General features: G+C 71.2%; 12 protein-coding genes and 1 pseudogene. 6 read left to right on the forward strand and 7 right to left on the reverse strand.

From position 1 onward, the window contains the following. Window positions 1–6: 6 nt before the first annotated feature. A complete protein-coding gene (locus ACP4J3_RS16115) occupies window positions 7–1,998 on the reverse strand; it encodes a right-handed parallel beta-helix repeat-containing protein (protein WP_426534771.1) in 1,992 nt (663 codons plus the stop codon). Window positions 1,999–2,312: 314 nt separating this feature from the next. Here ACP4J3_RS16115 and ACP4J3_RS16120 point away from each other — a divergent pair, with 314 nt between their 5' ends. Next, window positions 2,313–2,798 carry a VOC family protein gene (locus ACP4J3_RS16120; protein WP_426534773.1) on the forward strand — a complete coding sequence of 162 codons (486 nt, stop codon included), beginning with the start codon at window positions 2,313–2,315 and terminating at the stop codon, window positions 2,796–2,798. A 69-nt stretch (window positions 2,799–2,867) separates the two neighbouring features. Beyond that, complete coding sequence (locus ACP4J3_RS16125) at window positions 2,868–3,236, forward strand: DUF6479 family protein (RefSeq protein WP_426534775.1); 369 nt, start codon at window positions 2,868–2,870, stop codon at window positions 3,234–3,236. Between the two features lie 834 nt (window positions 3,237–4,070). Here ACP4J3_RS16125 and ACP4J3_RS16130 read toward each other — a convergent pair. Both ACP4J3_RS16130 and ACP4J3_RS16135 read right to left on the reverse strand, forming a co-directional pair. Next, window positions 4,071–4,943 (reverse strand): carboxypeptidase regulatory-like domain-containing protein, encoded by an 873-nt coding sequence (locus ACP4J3_RS16130; protein WP_426534777.1) that lies wholly within the window; start codon window positions 4,941–4,943, stop codon window positions 4,071–4,073. Window positions 4,944–5,155: 212 nt separating this feature from the next. Further along, window positions 5,156–5,434 (reverse strand): hypothetical protein, encoded by a 279-nt coding sequence (locus ACP4J3_RS16135; RefSeq protein WP_426534779.1) that lies wholly within the window; start codon window positions 5,432–5,434, stop codon window positions 5,156–5,158. A gap of 242 nt (window positions 5,435–5,676) precedes the next feature. Here ACP4J3_RS16135 and ACP4J3_RS16140 point away from each other — a divergent pair, with 242 nt between their 5' ends. Further along, window positions 5,677–6,396 carry a DUF4142 domain-containing protein gene (locus ACP4J3_RS16140; RefSeq protein WP_426534781.1) on the forward strand — a complete coding sequence of 240 codons (720 nt, stop codon included), beginning with the start codon at window positions 5,677–5,679 and terminating at the stop codon, window positions 6,394–6,396. Window positions 6,397–6,420: 24 nt separating this feature from the next. Here ACP4J3_RS16140 and ACP4J3_RS16145 read toward each other — a convergent pair whose 3' ends face one another. Beyond that, window positions 6,421–8,118, reverse strand: a complete 1,698-nt coding sequence (locus tag ACP4J3_RS16145; protein WP_426534783.1) for a glycoside hydrolase family 13 protein — start codon at window positions 8,116–8,118, stop codon at window positions 6,421–6,423. Between the two features lie 223 nt (window positions 8,119–8,341). On the opposite strand from ACP4J3_RS16145, the gene ACP4J3_RS16150 reads away from it, so the two are divergent. Then, entirely contained in the window at window positions 8,342–9,283 is a 942-nt protein-coding gene (locus tag ACP4J3_RS16150) for an LAETG motif-containing sortase-dependent surface protein (RefSeq protein WP_426534785.1), read from the forward strand. Window positions 9,284–9,553: 270 nt separating this feature from the next. Continuing rightward, a complete protein-coding gene (locus ACP4J3_RS16155) occupies window positions 9,554–10,102 on the forward strand; it encodes a DUF1062 domain-containing protein (protein WP_426534787.1) in 549 nt (182 codons plus the stop codon). A gap of 65 nt (window positions 10,103–10,167) precedes the next feature. Here ACP4J3_RS16155 and ACP4J3_RS16160 read toward each other — a convergent pair. From ACP4J3_RS16160 to ACP4J3_RS16170, 3 genes and pseudogenes are all read right to left on the reverse strand, one after another. After that, window positions 10,168–10,353 (reverse strand): annotated as a pseudogene (locus tag ACP4J3_RS16160) (nucleoside hydrolase); the annotation flags it as partial. A gap of 193 nt (window positions 10,354–10,546) precedes the next feature. Then, window positions 10,547–11,074: a DUF6415 family natural product biosynthesis protein gene (locus ACP4J3_RS16165; RefSeq protein ID WP_426534789.1), complete on the reverse strand. Its 528-nt coding sequence runs from the start codon at window positions 11,072–11,074 to the stop codon at window positions 10,547–10,549. Next, complete coding sequence (locus ACP4J3_RS16170) at window positions 11,071–11,643, reverse strand: hypothetical protein (RefSeq protein WP_426534791.1); 573 nt, start codon at window positions 11,641–11,643, stop codon at window positions 11,071–11,073. Before ACP4J3_RS16170 ends, ACP4J3_RS16165 begins: the two co-directional genes overlap by 4 nt. Window positions 11,644–11,785: 142 nt before the next feature. On the opposite strand from ACP4J3_RS16170, the gene ACP4J3_RS16175 reads away from it, so the two are divergent. Further along, on the forward strand, window positions 11,786–12,298 hold the full coding sequence (locus ACP4J3_RS16175; RefSeq protein WP_426534793.1) for a hypothetical protein: 513 nt from the start codon (window positions 11,786–11,788) through the stop codon (window positions 12,296–12,298). Window positions 12,299–12,338: the final 40 nt, after the last annotated feature.

Below are 12,338 nucleotides of genomic sequence, written 5' to 3' on the forward strand. Positions count from 1 at the left end.
TGAATTTCACTCCCAGCCAGGCGTGCGCGCGATTAATTGCGGCCCGGCCCGGTCCACGATCGCCGCGCAGGCGGGGCGGGACGCGCAGTCCTCGGCGGGGCCGGCGGGCCGCAGCAGGGTGTTGCCCTTGAACTCCAGGTCCTTGGGATCGCCGCAGTCCGGGGCGGGCGGCCAGCCGCCCGGGTAGTCCCGGCGGGGCAGCCAGTCGGGGACGGTGTCGTCCCAGAAGTTGCCGCGGAAGCGGACGTTCCGCACGGGCCGGTCGCCCCAGTCCTCACTGCACCCGCCGATCGAGGCCCGGTAGCCGTGCACGGCGTTGTCGCGCACGGTGATCCACCTGCTGCTGTCGTCGGTGTAGATGCCGACGTTCCAGTCGCCGTAGGCGCTGTCGGTGACCACGTTGCCGCTGACGACCGCGCCGTCCGCGTACGACGTGCCCTGCTCGCCGCGCAGATAGATGCCGCCGCCGTCGGGCAGGAGCGGGTTGGTGGCGAAGACCCGGTTGCCGATGACGCGGTTGCCGCTCATCAGCCCGCCCGGGTCGTCGGCGGGGCCGGAGAGGATGCCGGTGTAGGGCACGTGGTCGACCTGATTGTGGGCGATGGTCGTCTCGCGGCTGCCGCCGTCCCAGATGCCGGAGGAGGCGTGGTAGTCGGCCCCGGTGTGGTGGATCCGGTTGTTGGTGACGCGGTTGCCGCGGTCCGTGCCCCTGGTGCGGGGCGGGAGGACGCCGAGAACCACCCCACCGTCGGAGATGTCGGTGAAGAGATTGCCGTCGACCGTGTTGTGCCTGCTGCCTGCGGACAACTCCAGCCCCTGAGCGCCCAGATGGATGAACCGGTTGCCCTGGAAGGTGATGCGTTCGGCGGTGCGGAAGGCGACGTTCCCCGGCACGGTGAGCAGCCTGCTCTCCGCACCCTTCCCCGGCCGCAGATACATGCTCCACGCCGCCGCGAACCCGGCCGGCTCACTGGGCGCCAGCCACCCGGCGTGTGCGAACGCCAGCCCTTGGAAGGCGATGTCGTGCACCGGCCGCCCCGCGCTGCCGGACCCGGCGACCAGCGTCTGGAGCACCGGCGCCGTCACGTCCGCGCGCCGCATGTCCTCGCCGGGCCTCGGCCGGTACAGCAGCCGGTGGTGCCCCGGCCGGGACCGGTCAAGATACCAACTCCCCTCCCTCCCCAGGAAGTCGGGCGAGTTCTCGACATCGGACGACAGCCCCAGCAACTCGGGCCCGTACAGCTCGTGGGCCATCCGCCAGCATGGCTGGTCCATGGTGATCGTCGATCCGCCGCGCGGGCCGCGCGAGATGCCCGCGATGCCGCAGCGGCCCTCCAGGTAGTCGAACCGGAACCGCAGCTCCATGTCACGCGGCGCCCGCCAGGTACGGAGGACGGCGCTCGTGGTGGTGAGGCCGGTGCCGGTCACCTTCAGCCTGCCGGGGATGCCGTCGCCGAGGCTCGCGCGGGTGGCCCGCTTCCCCTCGACGTAGAGCTGACGGGTGTCGAGCGCACCGACGTCCGCCCGCCACACGCCCCGCCGCTGCGGGTCGGGCCGCCATCCCCCGACGCTCCGGCCGCCGCTGAGGGTGACCGGTTCCTGCCGCGCCGTGCCATAGCCGTAAGCCCGCCAGACCACCCGGTGACCGCCCCGGCCCGAGTCACCGGCCGCCTCCGACATCCGCAGCGGGGCCGTCAGCCGGTACGTCCCGCCACGCAGGTTCACCACGAGGTCCGAACTCATCCCACCCGTCCGGTCCCGCACCGCCCGCTGGGCACGGCCCGGCGTCGCGAACGGATGCTCGAAAGTGCCCGGCCACCTGTCGTCCCCCCCCCAGGGCGCGACGTACAACTGCTTCGCGTCCTTCGTGTCCTTCGTGTTCTTACCGTTCTTCGTGTGCTTCGCGACGGTCTGCCCGGCAGCCCAGGGCCCGCCGGACACGGACAGCGCCACCACCACCATCACCGACACGACCGCCCCGACCCGCAGGTCCGCCATGTTCCCGCTCCTCCCGTCAGCCGGATGCGTGCGTCCATGGTCGAGCGGCGGCGCCACCGAGCGCGTCGGCCGATCGTCGCTCGCGATGCGTCTTTGGTCGCTGTCGCCGCATACGGAGGTTTCGGGCCGGGCGGTGGTCTCGGACCAGGCTGTGGTCAGGGCAGGTTGAAGAAGACGTCCGAGGGTCGGCTCCACCGAACGGCCGAGGCGGAGTGCCCGGGCACGACGGGAATCGACGGGAATCGACGGGAATCAGGGCCCCGGACACCCGGGTTCACCCCTCACGTCCACCTGACCACGAAGAGGAATCGACCATGTCCGACGCACCGGCACCCGCCGAACCCCGCACCCCCGACACCGCCCCCACCCCCGTACACGAGCTCCGCCTGGTGGTCACGGCGGACGACTACGACGAGGCGCTGCGCTTCTACCGGGATGTGCTCGGCCTCCCCGAGCGCGCCGCGTTCTCCTCGCCCGACGGCCGGGTCACCATCCTCGAGGCGGGCCGGGCCACGCTGGAGCTGACTGACCCGAACCACGCGGAGTTCATCGACGAGGTGGAGGTCGGCCGACGGGTGGCGGGTCATGTCCGGGTCGCCTTCCAGGTGGACGACTCCACGGCGGCCACGGCGAGGCTGGCGGCGGCCGGCGCCGGAGTCCTGGCCGAGCCCACCCGCACACCGTGGAACTCCCTCAACGCCCGCCTGGAGGCACCCGGCGCGCTTCAGCTCACGCTGTTCACGGAGCTGAGGGAGGAGGGCGGCGGCGGCACCGGGGCGGCGGCGACGGAACGCGCGTAGACCCTTGGGGCTGCGGAACCGTCCGTTCCCACAGGAGCTTATTCGTCCGTTTCGGCGATAATTAGGACTATGAGTACCGCGACGTTTGAACTAGCGGCCACGTCGAGCGATGTACTCAACGTGATCGCCGCCTTTGTGGGTGGAATGGTCATCGCCGGCGCGCTGATCTGGGCGGTGCAGTTCGGCATGCGGGTCCGTGACCGGGAACTGCCACGGCCCACGGTCGACGAGCAGCCGCACCTCCCCGACACCGGTGCGGTTCACGAGGAACGGGAACTGCGGGAGCCCGACGAGGTGCCGCACTCGAAGGGCAGAGAACGCCTCCTGCCGCACGAGCTGCACCACGCGGGCAGCAAACGCAGCGAGGACCAGCACCGCAGGCGCTGGCTGCCCGGCAAGAGCGGATCCTTCGGCGGGGGCGGCTTGGGGCACGGCTAGCCGCCGACTATCGCATCTGGGACAACCATGGCCGCCGTTGCACGGCAGGAAAGGACAGTGTCGATCGGGTGACGTCCGGAGTGCGGGGTCGGCGGCGCCGATCTTCACTGAAGAGACGGAAACGCACCCCTTGGAGTACGGCATGCCCGGTCATCGCCCTCGCCCCCGTTTGGAGTGCCACGGCCGTCGCCCCGGCCCTGACCTCCTGCGCGGACGAGGACACCCCGTCCGCGGTCTCCTCGGCGGCCAGCAAGGCGGCGTCGGCCTTCGCATCGGCGACGGCGGAGGCGGGGCGGCAGCTAGACGACATCAAGGGCGGCATCGACGCCAAGGACGCGGTGAGCCTTGGCGACCCCACGACCGACTCCGACGGCCGTGCGGCGGCAACTTCAAGGACGAGAACGGCAATCTCCTCGACGCGACCGTGGTGACCGTCTCGGACGTGGCGGCGGGTGAGACCGGGAAGGGCACCGCACGCAGCACCCGCGACCTGAGTGGGGACGTGGAGGCGGAGGTGGCACGGGCGGTCCGCTACTGAAGCGGCCGACCGGTGCAGCGCTGAGGCCGTGGCCTGGTGCGGCGCTGAGGCCGCCGACTGGTGCGGCACCGAAGCTACCGACCGGTGTGGCGCCGAAAGTACCGAACGGTGCGATGCCGAAGCCGCTGACCGGTGCGGCGCCGAAAGTACCGACCTGTGGGCTGCCGAAGCCACCGAGCCAGCCCGCTCACAGCCAGCCCTACAACCGGCCCGCTAGAGCCAGCCCTGGAGTCGACCCGCTCATTGCCAGCCCTGGGATCGGCCCGCTCAGAGGCAGCCGCCCTAGAGTCGGCCCACTAGAGCCAGCCCTGGAGTCGGCCCGTCCAGAGCCGGCCGCCCCCGCCCGCCGACACCGTGTCCCGCGGGGCCGGCGCCGCCGGTTCGAGGACCATGATGTCGATCTGCTCGCTCGTCGCGCTGACGCCGTTCAGGGTCGCCGTCGCCTGGAGGCGGCCCATGCCGGGCGGGAGGGCGTGGGCCGGGGCGCAGGACCAGGCGCCGTCGGGGGCCGCCGTCGTCGCGCAGATCTCTTCCTCCAGGGCGTCACGGACCGTGACCTGGGCGCCGGGGTAGGCCGTGCCGGACATCTCCGGAAGCACGTCGAGCGGGACGCCCGAGGCCGGGTGGGACAGGACGGGTGCGGGCAGGCCGACCGTCACGGTGCAGGTGCCTCGCTGGCGCACGGTGCCCTTCGCGTCCGTCAGGGCCAGGGTGCAGTCGGGGAGCCGGGTGCCGGGTTCGGCGTCCGGGGGGACCGACAGGCGGAAGGGGAAGGTACGGCCCTTCCACACGGCCGACGGTTCCTCCCTCAGCGCGGAGGAGCCCTCGAAGGTGTACGTCGCGCTGGCCCCGCCCACCGTCACCGATCCCCGGTACCCGGGCCCGGTGAACGGCACGCCCGTCACCCGCGTCCTCGCCGGTGCCGTCAAGGTCAGCGCCGATCCGGCGTCCAGCGGCTCCCCCTCATAGCCGCCGGCCTGGACGATCCCCTCCCGGCCCGGCTCGATCGTCGCGTACGCCCACAGGTCACCGCCGACCGGAGCGGGCCCGGCCTGGGCGCCGTGCGCCGCAGTGCCCGGCATCCCCAACATCCCCGGCACGACCAGCGCGCCCGCCGCGGCGAGCGCACCGAGCACCGTTGTCCTCCAACACCCGCGGGACCTGCTCATCGTCGGCGGAGCTCCTCACACACGTCGGCGGCACACCCCACCCCCGCCTGCGATTCTCACGCCCGGACCCGCCGATGACGCGCACTGCTCGGCCGTACGGGCGGGCGGGTCGGCACGTACCACCCGTCCGGACGCCCATAAGCCACCACACAACCACCAACCGCCCAGCCCGCACCCGACCCCACTCTTCCTCCCCGAAGCCGAGCCACCCGTCACCCCTCCACCCCCGGATGCCGAGCCACCCCCTTCACATCCGCCTCAACCTGACTCCGCGCCGCCCCCTGATCCCTCGCGTACTCGGTGATCGCCCTCTGGACCGCGCGAGCGAGGTCGCGCCAGGTGTGCCAAGCGGTCTCGTACGTGTGGGTCTGGAGTTCGGTCCACAGGGTGCCGGTGGGCGGTCCGTACCGGTCCCGCAGCTCCTCCACCTCGCTGCGCGCCCGGTCCGCCGCCCGCTGCATCGCGACCAGTTCGTCGAAGGTGCCTGCCACGCGTCCGGATCCTCGGGCAGTGGCGGCGCGTCACCCGGCGTGGCACGCGAGCGGGCCGCGGGTCTCACTCGGTCGGCGCTCGGTCGACGCTAGGTCGGCGACGGACCGATCGCGCCGGTCTGGTGCGCGCGGCTGGGTCTGAGGCACGGCTCTGCCGAGCCCTTACCAAGTCAAATGGTTTCCCGGGCTCCCGCATTCGTACTCCCGTACGTGCGGGGGCACGGACCTGTTCAGGAGACACGGTGCTCGTTTCACGGGAAGTCGCGGGAACTCTCTTCGTGGGTGGTGCGCTCGCCATGACCGTCGGCTCGCTCGTCTATCCCGCCATGCTCGGAGTCGACACGGTCGGCAACGCACCCGGGCGGATCATCGACAGCACGTCGACCGGACCCCTGACGGAGGCCGACCGGGACTTCGTGGTCAAGGTGCGGGCGGCGAGGCTGTGGGAGTACCCGGTGGGACGGATGGCGTTGGAGAAGGGCACCACGAAGCCGGTCAGGATCGCCGGGGAGCACCTCATCGACGGCCACGCCTCGCTCGACGCCGCCTGCCGCAGGGTCGCCGCGCAGTTGGACATCACGCTGCCCAACCAGGCCACGCCCCAACAGCAGGGCTTCGTCGACCAGTTGAACGCCGACGCCGGCAAACAGTTCGACACCGACATGGCCAACATCCTGCGCATGACGCACGCCCAGATCTTCCCCACGATCGCCGGCATTCGCGCCACCACCAGGAACTCGCTGGTCCGCGCCCTGGCCGACCAGGCCAACGACACCGTACTCGATCACATCACGGTGCTGGAGAAGACCGGACTGGTCGACTTTGCACAGGCCAACGTCCAGGTGACGACCTCGCCGCGGCCTTCCGACCCCGCCCTGACCCCGCCGCCCCCGGCGCCGGGCGCCCCGGTCGTCACCCTCACCCCACGGGCGAGCGGCTCGGCCGGTCCCACAGCCGGGTGAGCACCGTCACCGTCACCATCACCATTACGCCAGCCAGACCGTCGTGTCCGGGGCCAGCCGGCCGTCCTCCAGCGGCCCGCTGCTGATCAGCACCTCTCCGGGCGGCAGCGCCACCGCCGCACCGGAGAGGTTGGCCACGCACCGCCAGCCGTCCGAGCGCGCGAAGTGCAGCACACCGGGCGGGCTGTCCGGCGCCCACCGCAGCTCCTCCCCCTCCAGCAGCTTGCGCCGCAGCCGCAGGGCCCTGCGGTAGAGCTCCAGGGTCGAGCCCTCCACTCCGTCCTGGGCCTCGACGGCGTACCGCGCGAAGGCCGACGGCTGCGGCAGCCAGGAACCGCCCGCGCCGAAGCCGTACGACGGGCCGGTCGTCGTCCACGGCAGCGGCACCCGGCAGCCGTCGCGGCCCTTGCGGACGCGGCCCGTCTGCTCCCAGATGGGGTCCTGGAGTACCTCGAAGGGGAGGTCGGCGACCTCGGGCAGGCCGAGTTCCTCGCCCTGGTAGACGTACGACGAACCCGGCAGCGCCAGCATGAGCAGCGTCGCGGCGCGGGCGCGGCGCAGGCCGGCCGCCTCGTCGACGGCCGGGGCGTGGCCGCCGGACAGCAGCCAGGCGTCCACGTCGGTGCCGGGCGGGAGCATCAGGCGCGAGGGGTGGCGTACGACGTCGTGGTTGGACAGCACCCAGGTGGCGGAGGCGCCCGCCGCGCGCGCCGTGGCGAGCGATTCGGTGATGATCTGCTTCAGTTCCTCGGCGTCCCAACCTCCCTGCAAGTACTCGAAGTTGAAGGCCTGGCCCAATTCGTCCGGGCGGGCGTACAGGGCGCGGCGGGAGCTGGGGTTCACCCAGGCCTCGGCGACCGCCATGCGGGGCGGGCGGTAGGCGTCGAGGACCTTGCGCCAGTCGCGGTAGATCTCGTGGACCTCGTCGCGGTCGTAGAAGGGGTGGGTGCCGGGCGGGAAGCGGGGGAGGGCGTCCTCGCCGCTCAGCTCGGGCGCGCCCAGGTCGCGCAGCGGCTCGCTGAGGTCCTTGGCCAGGGCGTGGGCCACGTCGACGCGGAAGCCGTCGACGCCGCGGTCGGACCAGAAGCGCAGGGTGGTGCGGAAGTCCGCGCGGACCTCCTCGTTCTCCCAGTTCAGGTCGGGCTGCTGCGGGGTGAACAGGTGCAGGTACCACTGGCCGTCGGGGACGCGGCGCCAGGCGCTGCCGCCGAAGACGGACTGCCAGTCGGTGGGCGGGAGTTCGCCGTGCGGGCCACGGCCGTCGCGGAAGACGTAGCGTTCGCGGGCGGCGGAGCCGGGGCCGGCCCGCAGCGCCTCCTGGAACCAGACGTGCCGGTGGGAGGTGTGGTTGGGGACCAGGTCGACGATGACCTTCAGGCCGAGGCGGTGGGCCTCGGCGGCCATGGCGTCGAAGTCGTCGAGGGTGCCCAGGCGCGGGTCGACGTCGCGGTAGTCGGCGACGTCGTAGCCGCCGTCGGCCAGTTCGGAGGGGTAGAAGGGGCTGAGCCACAGGGCGTCCACGCCGAGGGCGGCCAGGTGGTGCAGCCGCTGGGCGACGCCCTTGAGGTCACCCAGCCCGTCGCCGTCGGCATCGGCGAAACTGCGCGGATAGACCTGGTAGATGACGGCCTGGCGCCACCAGTCGGGGTTGCTGGAGGAGAGGTCGGGCACGCGGGCTCCTCTTCGGCGATGCGTGGTCTTCGATACGAACTCTGTCCACATCGCCGGAATGGTGAACGTCTGAGGTGACCGGAGTGGTTGGTTCCCGGTGTGGCGAAATTGTGATGGCGGCTGAACCGGGAAGGCGTTACCGCAGGTTGACAGCGTTCTGCCAGGAGACCCACCATGTGCTCACGCTGTGGCGGAAGTGACCAACGAGCCCAGTGTTCTTAGACCAAGGGGGTGTTGTGTCCCCCCGTACATGCACACGCCAGATGGGATACGCATGTCCATAGCGAGACGTGTCATCGCGCGACGCCTGCTGGGGACGGGCGCCGCATCGCTCGCCCTGTGCGCGGCCACCGTCGCCTCCGCCTCCGGCGCCTGGGCCACCGGCTCACACGGCGGCGACGGCTGGAAGTCCGGCGGCACCTATCAGCCCGGCACCGGCGCGGGCACCGAAACGGCCACCGACCGCTGCCAGTTCTCCCTCGACGGCAAGAACTTCTACGACTCGGTCAAGGTCGACGACCAGAACCTGAAGGTCACCGACGACGGCAAGGTCCACATCTCGGTTCGCGCCGCCGCCGACGCCGCGACCTGCACCGCCTCGCTCGCCTCCTACCTCGCCCACGGGCCGACCTTCGCCACCTCCGGCGAGCAGGTCTTCGTCGACTTCGACACCGTCACGGTCAAGCCGGGCGGCACCGACACCCTCGACATCGCCGTGCCGGACGCGGGCTGCTTCGCGCAGGTCGACCTGTACCGGGGCGCGGTGAAGTTCGACGGCAAGCTCGACGCCGACGACGGCTTCGAACACGGCGACCTGCCCAAGGGCCCGGACCGCCCGGTCATCAAGGACAAGCTGATCGCGGCCTGGAACGGCGGCACGAAGGACTGCACGACACCGCCCCCGGCGACCGAGGAGCCCCCGACCACACCGCCGGCCGAGCCCTCCGAGCCGGCGACCGAGGAGCCGTCGACCCCGGCGGAGGAGACGACGCCGCCGGCCTCCGAGACCCCGTCGACCGAGAGCCCGACCCCGACCCCGGAGCCCTCCGACTCGACGTCGCCCCCGGCGGCGCCCTCCCCCAACGGCGGCGGCGACCTCGCCAAGACCGGCGGCAGCAGCGCGACCGGCCCGATCGCGATCGGCGCGGTGGTGCTGATGGCGGGCGGCGCGGCGTTCGTGGTGGCATCGAAGCGACGCCGTACGGCCCGTTCCTGACGGACCGACAGGCACACGAAGGGCCCGGGTGATCGGCGGATCCCCCGGGCCCTTCTCATTGCCCGGCGACGCGGCACCCGAACACCAGTGGAAAAACCAGTGGAACAGCGCCACTGCGCGCCCTTACCGTGCTGCCGGACCAAGTCATCCAGTCAAGGACGTGCCCTTGTACACCCTGTGAGACCTCCCGAGTGCTGATCGGTCGCGCGTCGCGCAAGTGCGCCGCGCTTCTTTCTGCTGCGGACTTCTCACTGAAACCGGTGTACTTCTGTGCTCGAAAACTGGGTGGTCACGCCCACCTGCCTGCCGCTCATCGTCCGCCGCTGCCACACCTGCGCGTCCGAGCGCTTCCAGGCCAGCGGCAAATTCCGCGTCAACGCACACCACAAGCTCATCGACGCCTGGCTCCTCGTGCTCTGCGCCGCTTGTGGCGAGACCGCGAAACTCACGCTCCTGGAGCGGGCGAACGTGCGCTCCATACGACCCGACCTGCTGGACCGGCTGCATGACAACGACCCTGGCCTGACAGCGGAACTGCTCCAGGATCCGCTCGTGCGACGCCGCAGTCGCATCGCCCTCGACTGGGCGGGCGCCTGGCGCCTCGACACCGGCGGCTCGGATCACCTGGACCGCGAGGTGATCGACGTCTCGGTCCGCTTCGCGGCGCGGATCCCTGTCCGGCCGGTGCGCCTGATCGCCGAAGGCTGCGGTCTGTCACGGGCCGAGGTCGAACGACTGCTCACGGAGGGGAAACTCGTCTCGGCCGTCCGGCTGAGCGGCAAGCTCTCCGACGACTTCACCTTCACGCTCAAGCGCTGAGGGGGTGCGGTTGGTTGGTCTTCGGCGGCCGGGCGTGACGGATGGTCAGGCCCGGCCCACCGTCGTCAGGCCCGCTCCACCGCCGTCAGATACAGCTTCACGAATCGCTCCACGTCCACGTCCAACGCCACGTCCACCAAGGGCCGTTCGCTCGTACCGGCGTGGATTTCGGACTCGCCGTGGCGCAGGCGGCGGTCGACGATCGTCGGGCCGCGGGTCGGGCCGGGGGCCAGGGAGAACTCGACGGGGAGGAGGCTGCTCTCCCTTTCGTCGGTGGTGCGTGTGTGGAACCGGTGGGACCGGGGATGCGGAGTACACCCGACCCCACCGGGGTCCACGGCTCCGGCCGCCCGTCGGGGGAACGTGCGGACGGCCGGAGCCTCATCTCCCGGGGACGAGGTCCGCTCGTCGGCGGGAGGGTCTACGGGGCCTGCTGAGGCCGGTTCAGACCCTGCGGCGGCACTGGCACCAGGAAGAGCCGCGGTCGACGCATAGCTTCGTGTGCGCGTAGCCGTTGATGCCGGCGCCGGAGTTGCTGACGAACGTGCGCCGCTCATACGACTCGTCGTCCGCGATCGGCCCCGAGCAGACGCCGCACACACGTCGGCGGATCTCTTCGGCAATCTGGTCCGCGCCGATCGGCTCCGCGAGCGGGCCCGGGTGCTGGTGCAGCGTCAGGAGCGCGCGGCTCATGGTGGCGAGGTCGTACACGTCGCAGGCCGGGGAGCCGTCGGCGTATTCCTCCAGGAGCTGGGACGCCCGCACGAGGACGTGGACCGCCAGCCATCGCATCTCGCCCCGCATGCGGGCCGTGAGGCTCTGTACCTCCGGCATGAGGAGCTGCATATGCCCCTGGAACTGCTTCTTCAGGGTGTCGAGTTCCTCGCCGGTAGGCAGGCGGGGAGCCCACAGCAGAGCCTCGTACGCCTTCCGGATCGTGTCGGCGTCGACCAGGAGCGGCGTGTTCGTCATCGGATGACCTCTCCCGCCTCGGCGAGCCGGTACCGGCCGTACGTCATGAGCTGGGAGACGGCCTCCGTGCTGCACAGGTCGCCGGGGCCGTCCATCGGCACGCACCAGCGGGAGCGCCCGAAACTGGGGCTGGGCTGAGTCGGGGAGGGCACGCCGAGGTAGCTGCCGGGTTCGAGGCATTCCGCGTGCGTGTCGCGCGCACGGCCGCGCCACTCCTTGCGCTCTGCGGTGCTGCGAGGCACGAGGGCGTAGTACCGCTGGATGTGGAGGTCGACGAACACCGGGCCGCCTTGCAGTGCACCGGCGAGAAGGCCGTCAATGCGCTGCTCATCGTCCGTGCCGAAAGCGGCGTACACGAGGGCTGCCGAGAAGCGGACAACGGTGAAGAGGGCACCACACGTCAGGAGCGCGGTACCGGTCCTCGACCACTCCGTACGCGCTCTGTGCGTGTCCAGCGCGGCGAGGAGGAGCCACTGGCTGACCGCAAGTTCGCGGTCCGCTCTGGAGTGGACCAGGACGCCGGCCTGTGGCTCGACTGGTGGGGGGACGTGGCGGCTGAAGGACGTCATGGTCCAACAGAACCGGAAGTGTCCTGTTGCCCATCAGGACAGTCTCGGGGCAGTTGCCGACAGCCAACAGGACAGTTTCAGGGGGTAGTCGACTGCGGCAGGACTACCGTGGTGCACGAATGCACGAGAGAGGGGCGGCGGTGTGACCAGGCAGCGGAACACCGAACTTGAGGCGCTGCTCACGGAGTTCGGGTTCACGCACGCCCAGTTGGCCGAGGAGGTCAACCGGGTTGCCGTCGACGAGTTCGGGGAGCCCGCGAACTGCACCGACCGGCACGTCCGGCGCTGGGTCTCCGGGGCTGTGCGCTGGCCGTGGCCGCGCTACCTTCGGCCCCTGGAACACATCTTCGGCCGCAGCCCGCAGCAGATGGGATTCGTGCCGCGCGCCGGGGCACCCGAGCCCCAACCGCCCGCACCGCCCTCTGCACCGGCGCGGTCGGCACCCGCGAAGGAACACCCGCCCGTGCAGCGCCGCACATTCATCGCCGCATCCCTCATCGCAGCCCTCGGTATCGACCGGACGCCATGGCGCGGCCGTATCGGCATGTCCGACGTCGACCGGGTCCAGGGCACCATCACGCGCCTTGACGCCCACTTCAACGGGCTCGGCGGGGGCGCCCTAGGGCCTGTTGCGAAAGTGGATCTTGTTCGTTGATGATCACGTCCCGTGGGACGTGGGGATCTGACGAACGGCC

It is taken from the genome of Streptomyces sp. UG1 (assembly GCF_049974585.1).
Lineage (GTDB): Bacteria > Actinomycetota > Actinomycetes > Streptomycetales > Streptomycetaceae > Streptomyces.